Source organism: Psychroserpens mesophilus (genome assembly GCF_000826645.1).
In the GTDB taxonomy this organism is placed as follows: domain Bacteria; phylum Bacteroidota; class Bacteroidia; order Flavobacteriales; family Flavobacteriaceae; genus Psychroserpens; species Psychroserpens mesophilus.
This window is the reverse complement of record NZ_JXJP01000008.1, coordinates 407,442-423,062: the sequence shown is the minus strand read 5'-3', so window position 1 is coordinate 423,062 and position 15,621 is coordinate 407,442. Positions and strand designations below refer to the sequence as shown.

At 33.3% G+C, this 15,621-nt stretch carries 18 protein-coding genes; 6 read left to right on the top strand and 12 right to left on the bottom strand.

Translation table 11 applies throughout. The annotated features are described in order from the left end of the window. The first annotated feature begins 34 nt into the window (after positions 1-34). The 3 genes from TD18_RS09260 to TD18_RS09250 all read left to right on the top strand — a co-directional run bounded on the left by TD18_RS09260 (position 35) and on the right by TD18_RS09250 (position 4,005). Positions 35-247, top strand: coding sequence for a hypervirulence associated TUDOR domain-containing protein (locus TD18_RS09260; protein WP_040251565.1), 213 nt, complete (start codon positions 35-37; stop codon positions 245-247). A 67-nt stretch (positions 248-314) separates the two neighbouring features. Beyond that, positions 315-1,520 carry an NAD(P)-dependent oxidoreductase gene (locus TD18_RS09255; protein ID WP_040251564.1) on the top strand — a complete coding sequence of 402 codons (1,206 nt, stop codon included), beginning with the start codon at positions 315-317 and terminating at the stop codon, positions 1,518-1,520. Between the two features lie 82 nt (positions 1,521-1,602). Beyond that, entirely contained in the window at positions 1,603-4,005 is a 2,403-nt protein-coding gene (locus TD18_RS09250) for a hypothetical protein (protein WP_040251562.1), read from the top strand. Between the two features lie 57 nt (positions 4,006-4,062). On the opposite strand, the gene TD18_RS09245 is transcribed toward TD18_RS09250, so the two are convergent. The 8 genes from TD18_RS09245 to TD18_RS09210 are packed head-to-tail and all read right to left on the bottom strand — an operon-like array spanning position 4,063 to position 8,984. Beyond that, on the bottom strand, positions 4,063-4,716 hold the full coding sequence (locus tag TD18_RS09245) for a DUF1361 domain-containing protein (protein WP_084205891.1): 654 nt from the start codon (positions 4,714-4,716) through the stop codon (positions 4,063-4,065). Continuing rightward, on the bottom strand, positions 4,704-5,084 hold the full coding sequence (locus TD18_RS09240; protein WP_040251560.1) for a ribosomal maturation YjgA family protein: 381 nt from the start codon (positions 5,082-5,084) through the stop codon (positions 4,704-4,706). The genes TD18_RS09245 and TD18_RS09240 overlap by 13 nt, the downstream gene beginning before the upstream one ends. After that, complete coding sequence (locus tag TD18_RS09235; protein WP_040251558.1) at positions 5,081-5,710, bottom strand: SanA/YdcF family protein; 630 nt, start codon at positions 5,708-5,710, stop codon at positions 5,081-5,083. The genes TD18_RS09240 and TD18_RS09235 overlap by 4 nt, the downstream gene beginning before the upstream one ends. After that, a complete protein-coding gene (locus TD18_RS09230; RefSeq protein WP_241480661.1) occupies positions 5,707-6,201 on the bottom strand; it encodes a ubiquinone biosynthesis protein COQ4 in 495 nt (164 codons plus the stop codon). Before TD18_RS09230 ends, TD18_RS09235 begins: the two co-directional genes overlap by 4 nt. Further along, entirely contained in the window at positions 6,188-6,577 is a 390-nt protein-coding gene (locus TD18_RS09225) for a hypothetical protein (RefSeq protein ID WP_040251554.1), read from the bottom strand. Before TD18_RS09225 ends, TD18_RS09230 begins: the two co-directional genes overlap by 14 nt. A gap of 2 nt (positions 6,578-6,579) precedes the next feature. Further along, positions 6,580-7,977, bottom strand: coding sequence for a DUF4153 domain-containing protein (locus TD18_RS09220; RefSeq protein ID WP_084205890.1), 1,398 nt, complete (start codon positions 7,975-7,977; stop codon positions 6,580-6,582). A gap of 55 nt (positions 7,978-8,032) precedes the next feature. Further along, positions 8,033-8,326, bottom strand: a complete 294-nt coding sequence (locus TD18_RS09215) for a winged helix-turn-helix domain-containing protein (RefSeq protein WP_040251548.1) — start codon at positions 8,324-8,326, stop codon at positions 8,033-8,035. Positions 8,327-8,375: 49 nt separating this feature from the next. Further along, positions 8,376-8,984 (bottom strand): hypothetical protein, encoded by a 609-nt coding sequence (locus TD18_RS09210; protein WP_040251545.1) that lies wholly within the window; start codon positions 8,982-8,984, stop codon positions 8,376-8,378. 93 nt (positions 8,985-9,077) lie between these two features. Between TD18_RS09210 and TD18_RS09205 the strand changes: the two genes are divergently transcribed. Next, on the top strand, positions 9,078-9,437 hold the full coding sequence (locus TD18_RS09205; protein ID WP_040251993.1) for a DUF1801 domain-containing protein: 360 nt from the start codon (positions 9,078-9,080) through the stop codon (positions 9,435-9,437). Between the two features lie 82 nt (positions 9,438-9,519). Here the strand turns inward: TD18_RS09205 and TD18_RS09200 are convergent, their stop codons facing one another. The 3 genes from TD18_RS09200 to TD18_RS17015 all read right to left on the bottom strand — a co-directional run bounded on the left by TD18_RS09200 (position 9,520) and on the right by TD18_RS17015 (position 11,265). Then, complete coding sequence (locus tag TD18_RS09200; RefSeq protein WP_052461110.1) at positions 9,520-9,993, bottom strand: GNAT family N-acetyltransferase; 474 nt, start codon at positions 9,991-9,993, stop codon at positions 9,520-9,522. A 3-nt stretch (positions 9,994-9,996) separates the two neighbouring features. Further along, positions 9,997-10,815, bottom strand: coding sequence for a 3-deoxy-8-phosphooctulonate synthase (gene kdsA, locus TD18_RS09195; RefSeq protein ID WP_040251542.1), 819 nt, complete (start codon positions 10,813-10,815; stop codon positions 9,997-9,999). A 90-nt stretch (positions 10,816-10,905) separates the two neighbouring features. Then, entirely contained in the window at positions 10,906-11,265 is a 360-nt protein-coding gene (locus TD18_RS17015) for a hypothetical protein (RefSeq protein WP_084205889.1), read from the bottom strand. Between the two features lie 329 nt (positions 11,266-11,594). On the opposite strand from TD18_RS17015, the gene typA reads away from it, so the two are divergent. Both typA and TD18_RS09180 read left to right on the top strand, forming a co-directional pair. Beyond that, a complete protein-coding gene (typA, locus tag TD18_RS09185; RefSeq protein WP_040251536.1) occupies positions 11,595-13,394 on the top strand; it encodes a translational GTPase TypA in 1,800 nt (599 codons plus the stop codon). A 123-nt stretch (positions 13,395-13,517) separates the two neighbouring features. Continuing rightward, a complete protein-coding gene (locus tag TD18_RS09180; protein WP_040251533.1) occupies positions 13,518-14,237 on the top strand; it encodes a glycosyltransferase family 2 protein in 720 nt (239 codons plus the stop codon). A 24-nt stretch (positions 14,238-14,261) separates the two neighbouring features. On the opposite strand, the gene TD18_RS09175 is transcribed toward TD18_RS09180, so the two are convergent. Beyond that, positions 14,262-15,584, bottom strand: a complete 1,323-nt coding sequence (locus TD18_RS09175) for a hypothetical protein (protein WP_160289462.1) — start codon at positions 15,582-15,584, stop codon at positions 14,262-14,264. Positions 15,585-15,621: the final 37 nt, after the last annotated feature.

Here is a 15,621-nt window from a genome sequence, read left to right as displayed (position 1 = left end):
GTGCGATGTCTTATTTTTAAGTAAAAGATATATTATGATAACCGAAGGAACCAAAGTGAAATGGAAATGGGGAAATGGAACTGCCATTGGAAAAGTTCAGGAAACCTATACTAAAACTGTAACTAAAACCATTAAAGGAAGCGATGTTACGAGAAAAGGCGAGCCAGGAAATAAGGCGCTGTATATCAAACAAGACGATGGCGATTATGTTTTAAAAAGTGAAAATGAAGTGGAGCGTACCGATTAATTATTTAATTCGTGGCGTGTTTGTTTAAGCCACAAAATCAGCTTATTTTCGTGAAAAATTATCACAGATGAAATTCGCAATTATCAAAGAACGTAAAAATCCACCAGATCGTCGTGTGGTATTTTCACCAGAAAAATTGGCTGAAGCCAGAGCTCAGTTTCCTCAAGCCGAATTTGTAGTAGAGTCTTCAGATATTCGTGTGTTTTCAGATGAAGCTTATCGTAAACATGGCTTTACTGTAACCGATGATGTGTCAGATTGCGATGTCATGATTGGTGTTAAAGAAGTGCCATTAGAGTATTTAATTCCTAATAAAAAATATTTCTACTTTTCACATACCATTAAAAAACAGCCATACAATAGAAAGCTTTTGGTGGATATGCTCAACAAGCACATTGAAATGTATGACCATGAAACGATTGTCAAAAAAAGTGGCGCTCGGCTAATTGGTTTTGGTCGCTATGCTGGACTTGTCGGTGCTTATAATGGTTTTAGAGGATTGGGTCTTAGAGATAAATTATTTAATTTACCTAAAGTGGAAACCCTTGCCGATTTACATGAGGTTAAAGCCGAACTTGACAAAATCACATTACCAAATATTAAAATACTACTCACAGGTACAGGAAAAGTTGCCATGGGAGCAAAAGAAATTCTAGATCACCTAAACATAAAACAGGTAAGCGATGCTTTATACTTAACCTCTCAATTTTCTGAACCTGTCTATGTCATGGCAGATGTCATGGAATACAATAAACGAATCGATGGCATTGTAGGCGATAAATGGGAATTTTATAAGGATCCCACAGGATACGAAAGTAACTTTATGCCGTATGCTAAAGAAACCGATTACTTTATTGCAGGACATTTTTATGGTAATAACGCACCTTATTTATTTACAAGAGAAGACGCAAAGCATCCCGATTTTAGAATCAATTTGGTAGCCGATATTTCTTGTGATATTGATGGCCCAGTAGCGAGTACGATTCGTCCGTCGACCATTGCAGATCCATTTTATGGTTATAATCCACATACAGAAACCGAAGTGGCTTTTGATGCCGATGAAGCTATTACAGTAATGGCAGTCGATAATTTGCCTTGTGAATTGCCAAAAGATGCAAGCGAAGGGTTTGGTGATATGTTTTTAGAGCACGTGATTCCAGCTTTTTTTAATGGTGACGAACGTGGTATTTTAAAACGCGCGAAAATTACTACTGCAGATGGTAAATTAACGGAGCGCTTCAGTTATTTGCAAGAATATGTTGACTTCGGTTAATTAAAATTAATTTTTCTTACATTTAACAAGCAACCTTTTGCAAAAGTTTGCATCTACCATTCATAACCAACAACTTAAGACTATGAACATTTTTAAAAGTTTTGTATTTGTTTCACTTGTTCTTATGATATCGTCTTGTTCAGAAGATGATAACTGGAATACAGACAAACCAATTCAGCAACAAGAAGAACCATCAAATTTTTCTGAAAATTTTGGAAACCCATTTAATGCACGTTTCATAGGTCAAGTAGTTAATGAAGACAACAACCCTGTTTCAGGAGTGATGGTCTCTGTTGGTGGTGCATTTACAACAACAGATACCAATGGTATATTTTCAATTCTTGACGCTTCTGTATTTGAGAAATTTGCCTATATCAAAGCTACTAAAGATGGCTTTATTGATGGTTCCAGAGCAGTGGTGCCTTCCGAAGGAATTAATCAGGTAACCATAATGCTGTTAGATTTAGATACTACAGCTTCTATCAACTCCGGCGAATCGAGTACAGTAGATTTACCAAATGGAACGCAAGTTATATTTGATGGAAATTTTGTAAACGGTCAAGGTGTGAGCTATTCAGGTGTGGTGAATGTAACTTTAAAGCATTTAAATCCCGATGATAGTAATATGGAATTGCAAATGCCTGGAATGCTATTTGCTGAAAATACAAATGGCGACCCAAGAGTTTTAGAAACTTATGGTATGATTGCGGTTGAGTTGCGAAGTGCTTCAGGAGATGAATTAAACCTTGCTGATGGAAGTACTGCAGAAATCTCTGTTCCTGTTCCTTTAAATGTAAACAGTACGCCTTCAACGATTCCGCTTTGGTTTTTTGATGAAGAAAATGGGTATTGGAAAGAAGAAGGTCAGGCTACGCTTCAAGGGAATAAATATGTTGGAAATGTCTCTCATTTTTCGTTTTGGAATTGGGATTTTCAATATCCTGCTATAACGCTTTGTATAACGTTAACAGACTCTAATGGTAATGAGCTTCCATATACTGCTTTAAATTTGTACTCACCTGCTTTGGGTTCTACAGGAACTTATGGTTATACTAATGCTGAAGGTGTTGAATGCGGTTTAGTTCCAGCTGATGATGAATTAACATTGGAAGTGCCAGATTATGGATGTATTGGAACCAATTTCACAACAACGATTGGTCCATTTTCTTCTGATTCAAATATTACAATACAAGTATCTGTTGCTGATGAATTGGTAACTAATTTTACTGGTGCATTTAATGATTGCACAGGAAACCCAATGACTAATGGTTATATGCAATTGTTTTATAACGATTCAACACATATCATTCCTATCGCTAATGGATTTTTAGATTTAACGATTGATTATTGTGGTGACAATACTGCGTATTCAGCTTTAGTAATCGATTTATTAGGAAACCAAACTACAGATGTAACTATGGGGAACTTTACTGTGCCGACTACAGATTTAGGTTCTCAAATGTCATGTGTGGATTTAACCGATTCTGACAACGATGGTATTTTAGATATTGATGAAGATTTAAATAACGATAATAATTTAGATAACGACGATACTGATAGCGATGGTATTCCAAATTATTTGGATGAAGATGATGATGATGATGGTGTGAATACTGCAGACGAAGATCGTGATAATGATGGTAATCCAGCAAATGATGATAGTGATGGTGACCAAACACCAGATTACTTAGATGAGTTAGATGTATTAATCTATTTGGCCGAAGCAACTGGAACAGGATGTATTCCAAATATAGAATACGATTTTGATGTTATCGTAGCGCAATCTTATTCAGGTTTAATAAATAATACCTATTCATTTTACTTGACTGAAGCCGATGCTTTGGCAGATGTAAATCCGCTACCTAATCCGTTTATAGATGATGGAACAACAACTTCAGTTTTTGTAAAAGCAACAAATACATTATCTAACCAATCAGATATTGCTGAACTTTATTTTTTTCAGCAATATATAGATTCTGATCAAGACGGTTTAACCGATTGTGAAGAGCTTACAGGTGTAGATGAGTTTCCAGACAGTTCCCAATGTAATCCTAACGGAAACATTACAGATCCTAATGATGCAGATAGTGATGATGATGGTTTTAACGATTGTGTTGAAGCACAGGCTGGTACAGATCCTAATGATCCAAGTAGTTTTCCAGATACTTTAGATAGTGATGGTGATTCGGTTTTAGATAGTCAAGAAGCGATTGATGGCACAGATCCATTTAATGTGTGTGATTATAATCCTGATTTTTTTAATTTCAATAATGTAACTAATGATTGGTATAATGCGAATTGTGATGGTGATATTTCAGTTAATGAATGTGATCCAGCTCCTTTAGATGAATGTGATTTTAGTTTAAATTGTAATTTCTCAACTCCAACGGCAGAGTGGAATGCTCTTGACTGCGATGGTGATACTGTTTCTAATGGAGATGAAATGGCCAATGGTACAGATCCAAGTGATCCTGCAAGTAATTAATAAATTAAAATATAGGTTATAAAAGGAAAGGAAAGCTAATTGGCTTTCCTTTTCTGTTTAATAGGATTTTGAAAATGCTTTTAAAACCCAATAGGTTATAGCCAGAAAAGCTCCAAAGGTTAATGTGAAAATCCACGCTTCAATATTTGGCTGAATTATGATATTTATAATGTCTGAAAAGAGTGCCATAGGATTGTTCATGATTTCCCATGAATTGTATCTTAAAAAGCGTCCGAGATACACTCCAAAAGCTGTGAGTCCAAAAATAGTAAGTAGGAGCGTCAATACAACTTTGGGTTTTAAATAGAGCTTCAGTAGTTTTTCCATATCTGAAAGTGAGAGCATAAATAAAATCAATCCGTTAAAGGCAAACGAGACAATCACCAGCACATCTAGCCACATCAAATACTGTTGTGAACTTCGTAAATGCAATAAATCGGTAATGATGTAAGGTGCATTTGGTAGAAAAAGCAACCAGACTCCAAATGAAAGTAGAAACTGAATTTTACTCGGTTTTGATGTACTAATCAAAGTGGTTGTAATTGCAAATGGAATAACAGCCAGAAACAAATTCCATACTAAAAAAAGCAAATAAAACGATTGATGTAATTTCACTCTAATCATTAAAAGTACTAGACTCAAAACCATCGAAACTGTAAGTAACGATAATACTCTAAACCGATTAAGAATGAGTGTTTTTAAGGTGTCCATAATGTTGTTTTTAAATCCATAGCTAAAATGGTAATCGTGCCAAAGGTGTAAGCGATAAGGTCAGATACATGAAACGTGCTGCCAAGAATTATGTTTGCCATTTTGTGTTGCCTCAACTGTAAATGGTCTAAAAGATTAAACAGCTGCAAAAATTCAATGGTAAAAGCAAAAGCCAATACTCCAATAGCGATATAAATTGGGTTAGCTAGAATAAAAGTTCTAATGCAGCAATACATCAAAATGACCACCAGAAAATCTCCGAAGGTATGACGAATAAAACCTTCGGTTAAAAATACTGCTATGCAAATTTCTACTAATAGCAGCAACAGACTTGAAACAAAAAAGGACGGATTGAATTTGATGGTCATTTGATTTCTATTTTTTTGCCTAAAAACTTTGGTTCTACATTACATATCACATCAATTGAGGCTTTTGCTCTTGCAAAATATTCTCTGAACCTGGTTTTAGATCTTTGATGATTATAACTGTCTTTGGCGTTATAGGCTATGGCATTGATGCCATAATTTTTAGCTAGATATATGGCACGTTCATTATGAAATTGCTGAGAGATAATCGTTATGGAGTCCTGACCAAAAATTTCTTTAGATCTGACAACAGAATCTAATGTTCGGAAGCCAGCATAATCCAGAAATATTTTATTTTCAGGAATACCTCTGGCAATTAAATCGGTTTTAAAAGTCGTAGGTTCATCGTAAGTTGTTCTGCCATTGTCTCCACTGATTAAGATGAACTCAATTTTTCCGGCTTTATAAAGCTCAACAGCAGCATCAAGACGAAATTGGTAATACGAATTGATGTGTCCACTTTGAGTATATTTCCCAGCACCTAGAATAAGTCCGACTTTATTCTTCGGAATGGCTTCAGTTGTATCATAAATATAGTGTCTTGCCTGAAAACTCATCAATTCATTCGTCAGGACTAATCCAAACAACATAAAGGCAGTAAGTAGTAATAATATTTTTAGTTTTTTCATGAATTCAAGATTAGGATGTTGCGTTGTTCTTCTGAAAAAATTGTGGTTCTAAAATCATCAATATCAACATGAAGTAATAGTTTGTAATCAAAATGATGAAACGGATTTGCCTTCTTTCCTATTGTGTAAGATTGGTAATAATAGTTGAAATAATCAGGTAAAATAATAATGCCTAAAATCATTGCTCCATACAGATATAAACTGCGTTTACCGTTGCCATAACACAAGCATTGAAGCGCAATTTCATCTTCTACTTTTGTCCCAAAACCAGTTAAAGTATGGTAAGCATCATGACGCTCAACTTTAGCGATGAGTTCAAAATTGTTTTTCTCGAGGAATTCACCTAGGTGTTTTCCAAAGGTATGTTGCGGATAGGAGAGTAGTTCCTTCCTTGAAATTCCCCAAGGATTATGATGTTTAAATAGACTGGTGTAAATGCGTTGCGAGTGCTCGAATAAGAATTCTATCAGTTGTTTTCTAAGCTGTTTCATGATCTGATTTTTCATTAGCGAACCAAACCCAGGATTGACTCGATGTTATAAAAGCGGATACAAAAAAGGCTGTGAGATAGATATCAAAATCACTGACGATGATTCCGAATGCACAAATTAAAAAAGCCAGTATAGCATAGTACGGGAAATAGGTTTTGAATAGTTGTGTATTATTTATATGTTCTTTTTTTGCTATCCAGTAAATCGGACAAATAGTGCCAATAATGACGATAGTAACAACTAAAAAAATCGGAATAAACGACAAGAGCATAACTAAAAATAAATCATGATCTAATCCTTCTTTAGCGCAAATAATGGTCCAAAAGATTACTAATGCCAGTAACGAAGATTTTGCAAGATTGAGAGGTAAGTTCATGGCTACAAGGATTTTTCTTCTTCGGTGATATTAAAATCTCTAAATGACTTTTCTTGCCAGGTTTTGTGCTCAATATGTTTTATATAGTTCGCGTATTTGTTGTCTATTCTGCTATAACTTTTTGAATCTAATGTTGTGTTCAGACTGTGACGTTTTAACTGAATGGCATTGCTTTCAGATAAACCTATGAGATAATTCAAGTCGTAAGAATTTGCATTGTTGAGATTGTATGTTGTGATGTAGTAATCCCAGTTAATCGTACTGAATGCGATAAGTGTTACAAAGGCAATACTTGTATTGATTCTGAAAAGAAATACCATATTCTTGATTTTCATCACCTTTAAAAAAGTCGTCACGAGTCCGATGAGTGTTAGAAAAATATAAACATGCACGCCAATACGTTTGTAGGTCAATCCGAACGACGTAATATAATTCTGGTTTTTAATGACGATTAAAGTGATGAGCACCATATTCAGAAGAATCCATAAATATGTAAGATTTTTAAGTGCTTTATTTTCAGCATAAAAATTAAGATTGCCTTTAAAAAAGTAGAGAATAATAACAATGGCGATGATGATTGAAGCAATAAGTGTGTTGATGCCATTATGAACTTGAGCAGACATAGCAGGAGCTGCTGAGTTGTCAATTGTGGTTAAAGAAATAATATCAGTGACTATAAATAGAATAATAAGAAGATTTAATAAACCTAAAAGTGTTGTACCTAGCTGCTTTTCTTTTTTTAGTTTTTCTTCGGAAAATGATTCGGTTTTATAAAGATCGTTTTTGATGCTTCTGTCTTTTGAAGTCGCAGGTTCAATACGAACTGGTTGCGAAAGATTACTGAAAAGATAGTAACCTAAAACTGTAAATAATAACCATTGAAAGTTGATGAAATTAAAATTAATTTTATTAACCAAATCATTAAACATCGGATTCCCATTTTTATAAAGAAGCACAAAGACAGTAATGAAAACCAAAGGGATACCAATGAGTTTTACTAAATGAAGAAAGTCGGTGTCTTTATTAAGAAGTTGCTCTTTCTTGTTTTTGTTTCCTTCAATCTTTCTAAAGAAAAATCCAGCGATAGAAGAAAATAATCCGTTGATCCAATTAATGTAAATCGATGTTTTATCACTTGAAATCGCACCAACTAAGGTGAAGAAGGCAACAACATTTGCAATGATAGACAAACTCGAATCTTGAATAAATACAAAGACAGCAGTTGTGAGGTAAGTTATGCAATACAGGATGATTCTTTTGCTTTTAAATTGTTCAGAATTATTAAAAGCCAATAGGATGATGGTCATCATTGAAAACAACAATAGGTTTAATCCAATAGATTTCTCATAAAAGAGAATGCTGAATAAGACCGACGCGATAATGATTAGGATGTGCTTCATGATTTAAACATTTAAAGTACTTTGTATTTCAAAGTAAACGTATAAAAAAAAGAGTTTATTGTTTGTTAATTAATTTTTCTAGTGCTTCAATATGTTTTTGAAATTCGGCTTTACCTAATTTAGTGGTAGCGTAGCGAGTGTTTGGTTTTCTTCCTATAAATTGTTTTTCAACACTAATATATTCTGCTTTTTCAAGTGCTTTGGTATGGCTGGCTAAATTTCCATCTGTGGCTCCAAGCAATTCTTTGAGCGTATTAAAATCGGCATATTCATTCACCATAAGCACAGACATGATTCCTAAACGGATTCGATGATCAAAAACTTTATTTATATTATTTATAATACTCAAAATGACGGTTTAAAGATTGTTTGTAAAACGAATTTCATCTATTAAATAGTTACTTCATATCGTATTTAAAATGCATCCACGTACCATAAATGATGTGCATAAAACCAAAACCAACAACCCAAAACCAAAATCCGTAACTCGGCATCATGGCACAAATTAAACCTAAAATTAGTTCGGTAAAACCTAAATATCGAATATCTCCCAAACTGTATTTTGAAGCATTTATAAGGGCTAATCCATAAAAAATAAGCATTAACGCAGCGGTATGTCCATAACGTTCTTGGTTTAAAATGATGAGAATATAAATTCCACCAGTTATTAAAGGTATAAGAAAATTGATTAATAATCGTTTTGAAGAACTATCCCATATTTTCTCATTATTCTGTTTAGCTTTTTTTGTGGTTAAATAAATACCAGTGACTGCACTAAGACAAGCAACAGCTAATAAAATGGCAAAACAAATTTTAAATATGGCACCATCTAAAATGAGATACCCTCTAACCGAATTAGATACGAGATAATAAGCAATTGATGCTCCTATAAGTGCGTAAATTCCTGCCAGAATTCCTGATAGTCCACTAAGTGAAATAAAACGAGATGATTTGTTCATCAAGGTTTTGATTTCATTGAGATCGTCTAAATAGTTTTTCGATTCCATATAAAAGTACTTTGAAATACAAAGTAAAAAAAATTATTTCAATAATTGCTACTAAATAATTGTTAATTTTGAAAATCATGAAATTTGAGTCCTGTGAATCCAGCTGAAGCCTATATACTTAAACAAACTGAGCCTTTCAAGTCCATATTGTTACACTTGCAAATCTTAATAGAACATACGTTTCCTGATGCTGAATTAAAGTATAAATGGCGAATTCCGTGTTATTATGTCAATTCGCGACCAATATGCTATTTGAATCAAAGTAAAGATTATGTTGATGTTGGGTTTTGGCATTCGGCACATTTAACAAAATACATTGAACACATGGTTTCTGAAAAAAGAAAAGTGGTCAAATCAATGCGTTACAAACATCTTGAAGATATAGACGACAACCTGTTTATCAGTATCTTAAAGGAAGTGGAAGAACACAAAAATAAATCGTTTCTGAAGTAAAAAAATACCAATGAGAATCCAGATGTTTAGTTTTAGAAGAATTCAATTTGAAGCCAACGCCACAACTAACAACTAAACAACTTTATAGTTCTTTAAATACAGTGTAAGTATCAAAAACCTTTCCTTTAAAAGATGTTTTCTGTTTCTTTTCAACATCATAAAAATGAGAATCAAAGAAATCAAGAGCAGTCGTACTGATATCAGATTTTATAACATCATGACCATTCATAGACACCTGAGATTCCATAATGCGTAACAATTTTGAACCGATGGTTTGGCGTTGAAAATCTTTGTGAACGAACATGTTTTCTAAGTAAAATCCATTTTTTAAATAGGAGAATCCTACGATTTGATTGTCAACTTCAGCCACTAAAAAATAGAATTTTTTAATGCGATCTTGCCACTTTTTTATGTCATCTGCGCCTTTAGACCAGGCTTCGACCTGCTTTTCAGAATAGTCTTTAGAGTTTACTGCTCGAATTGTATCTCTGTAAATGGCAGTTATTTCTGGTAAATCATCTTGTGTAGCTTCTCTAAAATCGATGTCTTCAATCATAATTTATAAGCTATTGACTGTTTTTCTAATGGCTACTAGATTGGTTAATAATTTTTCCAGATTATCTAAATGTAGCATATTAGCTCCATCACTTTTCGCATTTGCAGGATCGAAGTGTGTTTCAATAAACAAACCATCTACATTATTAACAACTCCTGCTCTTGCAATGGTTTCAATCATATCTGGTCGTCCACCAGTAACACCAATACTTTGATTAGGCTGCTGTAATGAATGCGTTACATCTAAAACGGTAGGCGCGTATTCACGCATTGTTGGAATGCCTCTAAAATCGACGATCATATCTTGATAACCAAACATAGTCCCTCGATCAGTAATCCAAGCCATATTATTTCCAGAGTCTTTTACTTTTTGAACCGCATGTTTCATCGATTCTGGACTCATAAATTGCCCTTTCTTTAAGTTTACCACTTTGCCAGTTTGCGCAGCAGCAACGACTAAATCCGTTTGGCGCACTAAGAATGCTGGAATTTGCAAAACATCAACATATTCTGCAGCCATTGTAGCATCAGATACTTCATGGATATCAGTCACTGTTGGAATGTCAAATGTTTCAGAAACTTTTTTAAGAATTTTCAAGGCTTTTTCATCACCAATTCCAGTAAAACTGTCAATTCGACTACGATTGGCTTTTTTAAAACTTCCTTTAAATACATAAGGAATGTTTAAACCATCAGTAATGCTTACAACCTTTTCAGCTATACGCATTGCCATATCTTCACTTTCAATGGCGCATGGTCCACATAATAAAAAGAAATTGTTTGAATTGGTATGCTTTAGTTTTGGAACGTCTTGAAGATTCATTGAATTTAAGTTTCAAATTAAAGCGCAAAGTTACGAAAATATAACGCTTAATCTATCGAATTAAATTCTGAGGTTTTATTAAAGCTGGAATTAAAATGTACGCTTCATACTGTTACGAATCATCCATAAGGCCATCACAAAATTTGCAACTACAAATAATCCTCCGTAAATGATGAATTGTTTTGTGGTAGTAGATAAGGTTATGATGTTTAAAAGATCAGATACATATGCCAAAATAAGATATGAAGAAATGCAAACAAATGTAATTCCTAATGAAAAATTAAGTCGTTTACTGGGCTTTACGAGTTGCCAAATAAATGGAATTCCAAATAAAAGTATAGGGTATGCAGTGATTCCCGAATTTCTGTTAACCTCAGTGAACCAGTACGAAATTACTGCAATAAAATAGAGGTAAGGGACAAATTTTGAATATTTCTGAATGAGTTTCATGTGCTAAAAATGTGTTATTTGTTATCAGGTCTGCATACGGACATACCTGCGTAAATCGCACAAAATATGGCTGGTTGAAGTGGCTATTTACTATTAATCAATTACAGAACGTAAATTACGAACTGAAATTATATGTTGCCATAATTATAACATTTAATTAACTAATTTACAGAGATTAAACTGGTGAAGTCAGCGTCATAGATTAAAATGCAGCCTAATGTATATCAGTAAAAAGTGAGTCATATTCAGTGTTTATTAAATTATTGAAATGAATTATCTTTTAAACAGTAATTTAACGTACCTTTGCACGCTTAAAATAAGGCATCATTATGGCTAATATCAAAAACATTGCAATTATTGCACACGTCGATCATGGAAAAACCACCTTGGTTGACAAAATCATGTACCATTGTCAGTTGTTTCGTGAAAACGAAAATACTGGAGATTTAATTCTCGATAACAACGATTTAGAACGTGAAAGAGGAATAACAATTACGTCTAAAAACGTTTCAGTAATCTATAAAGACACTAAAATCAATATTATAGATACACCTGGTCACGCCGATTTTGGAGGTGAAGTTGAACGTGTATTAAATATGGCAGATGGTGTTTTGTTATTAGTTGACGCCTTTGAAGGGCCTATGCCTCAAACCCGTTTTGTACTCCAAAAAGCAATCGATTTAGGGTTGAAGCCATGTGTGGTTATTAATAAGGTAGATAAAGAAAATTGTACTCCTGATGAAGTTCATGAAAAGGTCTTTGATTTGATGTTTGAACTTGGAGCAGAAGAGTGGCAGTTAGATTTTCCAACGGTATATGGTTCAGCTAAGAATAACTGGATGAGTGACGATTGGCAAAATGAAACAGAAAATATCGAGCCACTTTTAGATATGGTTATTGAACATATTCCTGCACCAAAAATTGAAAAAGGAACCACACAAATGTTGATTACATCTCTTGATTTTTCATCATTTACTGGTCGTATTGCGATTGGACGTTTAACACGTGGTGAGTTGAAAGTTGGGCAAAATATTTCTTTAGTTAAACGCGATAAGAGCATTGTTAAATCTAAAATTAAAGAACTTCACGTTTTTGAAGGACTAGGAAGAAAGAAGGTTGATGAAGTTCAAACAGGTGATATTTGTGCGATTGTTGGATTAGAAGGTTTTGAAATTGGTGATACAGTGGCCGATTGGGAAACTCCTGAGGGTTTAAAAACCATAGCGATTGATGAACCAACGATGAGCATGTTATTTACAATTAACGATTCGCCTTTCTTCGGAAAAGATGGGAAATTTGTTACATCTAGGCATATTAAAGACCGTTTAACTAAAGAACTAGAAAAAAACTTAGCGCTTCGAGTTGAAGAAACCGACAGTGCAGATAAATTTATGGTCTTTGGTCGTGGTGTTTTACACTTATCGGTTTTAATCGAAACGATGCGTCGTGAAGGTTATGAATTACAAATTGGTCAGCCTCAAGTAATCATTAAAGAAATTGATGGTGTAAAATGTGAGCCTGTTGAAGAAATGACCATTGATTTACCAGAAACGGTTTCGGGTAAAGCTATTGAAATGGTAACGATGCGTAAAGGTGAAATGCTAAGTATGGAAGCTAAAGGTGAGCGTATGGTTTGTCAGTTTATTGTACCTTCAAGAGGAATCATTGGTTTACGTAATCAATTATTAACAGCTACTGCTGGTGAAGCAATTATGGCACATCGATTTAAAGAATACCAACCTTTAAAAGGTGGTATTCCTGAACGTCAAAACGGATCTCTAGTGTCTATGGAAAAAGGTCAGGCAATTCCTTACTCAATTGATAAATTGCAAGATCGAGGTAAGTTTTTTGTAGATCCAGGTGAGGATATTTATGAAGGACAGGTGATTGGTGAAAACTCTCGTGGTGATGATATGGCAGTTAACGTCACAAAAACTAAAAAATTAAGTAACGTACGTAGTTCAGGAGCTGATGATAAAGCGAAAATCGTACCTGCTATTAAATTCTCTTTAGAAGAAGCTCTCGAATATATTCAAAAAGATGAATATGTCGAAGTGACACCTAATTATTTACGATTACGTAAAATATATTTGACAGAAGTTGAACGTAAGCGTAATAAGAGTATATAATAAAATCAATATTGCATTTAGTGAAGAGGAATTTAAAATTTTAAATTCCTCTTTTTTATTTAAAAGATTTATTAGTTCATTTCAAAAGTGTTACTTTTCGTACCTTAATTTAGACTAAATTTTATGGAAATTTCAAAGCTATCTATTATAATACCAGCTTATAATGAATCCGAAACAATTCATTTGATTTTGAATAAGATAAAAAAAGTTGAACTTATAAATGGTATAGCTAAGGAAATTATTGTTATAAATGACTTTAGCACTGATGATACAAAGAAACATATACTTTCATATATTGAAGTAAATTCAGAGTTAGATATACGGTATTTTGAACACACGAAAAACAAAGGAAAAGGTGCTGCAATACATACAGGTATTTCTCATGCTAGTGGAGAATGTTTAATCATACAAGACGCAGATTTAGAATATGATCCGGAAGAATATAATAGACTTTTAAAACCAATTTATGATGGTTTTGCAGATGTGGTGTATGGATCCCGTTTTATGGGAAGTCAACCTCATAGAGTCCTATTTTTCTGGCACACCATAGGTAATAAATTTTTAACATCACTTTCAAACATGTTGTCAAACTTAAATCTTACAGATATGGAAACATGTTATAAATTGTTCAAGACCAACATCATTCAAGATATCAAGCTTAAAGAAAGTAGATTCGGATTTGAGCCAGAGGTGACAATGAAAATATCAAAAATACCTAAGATCCGAATTTATGAAGTTGGCATTTCATATTATGGTCGAACGTATGAGGAAGGAAAAAAAATCGGCTGGCGAGATGGATTTAGAGCTATATATTGCATTCTAAAATATAGTATTTCAAACTAATTAAAAAAAAGCGAGTTACAATCTTCACGATTTTATTGTTCTCCTTTTAAGCTCTTGTTTTGCTAAGACTATCAAAATTACAAAACATAAGAAAATTAAGGCGTAATTATAAAATAAGAGCCTTGGTATTGAATAGGTAAAAAGAGCACTTATCATAGCATTCAATATTGAAAGACTCGAGAAAATGAATAATAACGAATGTGTTTTTTTGTAAGAAAACAGGAGTTTAACACTACTAAAAAGGAAAGAAAAAACGACGACTATAAATATCAACCAATAATGAAATCCATGTAAAACATTTGCAGCATAAAGCTGAATCCATTTATTGAAATTTTGGGTTATAAGTATAAAAGTTAAGTTTTTACAAGTTTTCTCGGTATCATAAAATGCTTTGGCATGGAGATACTTCGTCTTTTCAGAAATCGAAGAATTTTTTTTCAGATAATAATCTTTTCCTGATTCATGAATTGTTCTGTTGCAAATGGCTGTCAATTTTTTTTGATAGTGCAGATACTGATTTTTATAATTTTTAGCTTTATTTTGAGATAATAATAAGTTTTGTTCAGCAAGCGAATTATAGCAAGATTCAAATAAAGCTCTATCATCTGTATTTAAAATCAGGTTTTTATCATTGCTGTTTGATACATAAAATGCAGATGTAGAGGTATTCACGAAGCCAAATGGTGTGGTCATAAAAATACCGTCTTTTAGCTTGTGATAACTCATTTCTCCTAAAACTACCACGATTGGCATGGCCATAAGAAATAGTAGTTTGGAAGGATGGCCAGACTTCAATATATGGTTTTTATGTTTTACGACATAAACAAAAGCAAAAATTAAACTCGAAAACATAAACTGCCCTCTGGTAAATACAAGCGCAAGGAAACATACAAAGATGTATTTGAGGATTTTCGAATTGTCATTAAATAAAAACTCCAGATTTAAAGTTACAAATAACAGGTATAACGGATAACTAATGCCTTCTGGACAAACATTGTTTGCTACTGAAAGTGGCTCAAAAAGCGGGAAAAATAAGATAATTAATGTCAGGCATTTCAGTACTATAGTTAATTGTAGAAGTACAGAAACTTTTTTGAAAAAGAAATGAATGCCTGTTAAGCAAAATAGAGATTGAAAAACGACAACAGCAAAATTAAAGTATTCTCCAAAAACCAATGAAAATAGTTTCACAAAAATCACATAGCCTAAGTGCCTGTAAGGCATAGCGTTTAAATAACTATAAGTGTCTGGAGAGTATATGGCTTTTTGGAATATTAATAACAAAAAAATAAGGCTATAAACAATTAGTAATAGATTACGTTCTTTAAATATTCGTTTTGATTTCAAAAGCTTATTTTTGAGTGATTCAAATATAAATAATTGA

Excerpts from the sequence above, each read along its gene's own strand:
- TD18_RS09210 (WP_040251545.1), bottom strand. The coding sequence starts at position 8,984 with ATGGAATCGAAAAACTATTTAGACGATCTCAATGAAATCAAAACCTTG.
- TD18_RS09255 (WP_040251564.1), top strand. The coding sequence starts at position 315 with ATGAAATTCGCAATTATCAAAGAACGTAAAAATCCACCAGATCGTCGT.
- TD18_RS09200 (WP_052461110.1), bottom strand. The coding sequence starts at position 9,993 with ATGATTGAAGACATCGATTTTAGAGAAGCTACACAAGATGATTTACCA.
- TD18_RS09230 (WP_241480661.1), bottom strand. The coding sequence starts at position 6,201 with ATGAAACAGCTTAGAAAACAACTGATAGAATTCTTATTCGAGCACTCG.
- TD18_RS09245 (WP_084205891.1), bottom strand. The coding sequence starts at position 4,716 with ATGGACACCTTAAAAACACTCATTCTTAATCGGTTTAGAGTATTATCG.
- TD18_RS09235 (WP_040251558.1), bottom strand. The coding sequence starts at position 5,710 with ATGAAAAAACTAAAAATATTATTACTACTTACTGCCTTTATGTTGTTT.
- TD18_RS09260 (WP_040251565.1), top strand. The coding sequence starts at position 35 with ATGATAACCGAAGGAACCAAAGTGAAATGGAAATGGGGAAATGGAACT.
- TD18_RS09180 (WP_040251533.1), top strand. The coding sequence starts at position 13,518 with ATGGAAATTTCAAAGCTATCTATTATAATACCAGCTTATAATGAATCC.
- TD18_RS09225 (WP_040251554.1), bottom strand. The coding sequence starts at position 6,577 with ATGAACTTACCTCTCAATCTTGCAAAATCTTCGTTACTGGCATTAGTA.
- TD18_RS17015 (WP_084205889.1), bottom strand. The coding sequence starts at position 11,265 with ATGAAACTCATTCAGAAATATTCAAAATTTGTCCCTTACCTCTATTTT.
- TD18_RS09250 (WP_040251562.1), top strand. The coding sequence starts at position 1,603 with ATGAACATTTTTAAAAGTTTTGTATTTGTTTCACTTGTTCTTATGATA.
- TD18_RS09240 (WP_040251560.1), bottom strand. The coding sequence starts at position 5,084 with ATGACCATCAAATTCAATCCGTCCTTTTTTGTTTCAAGTCTGTTGCTG.
- TD18_RS09220 (WP_084205890.1), bottom strand. The coding sequence starts at position 7,977 with ATGAAGCACATCCTAATCATTATCGCGTCGGTCTTATTCAGCATTCTC.
- kdsA (WP_040251542.1), bottom strand. The coding sequence starts at position 10,815 with ATGAATCTTCAAGACGTTCCAAAACTAAAGCATACCAATTCAAACAAT.
- typA (WP_040251536.1), top strand. The coding sequence starts at position 11,595 with ATGGCTAATATCAAAAACATTGCAATTATTGCACACGTCGATCATGGA.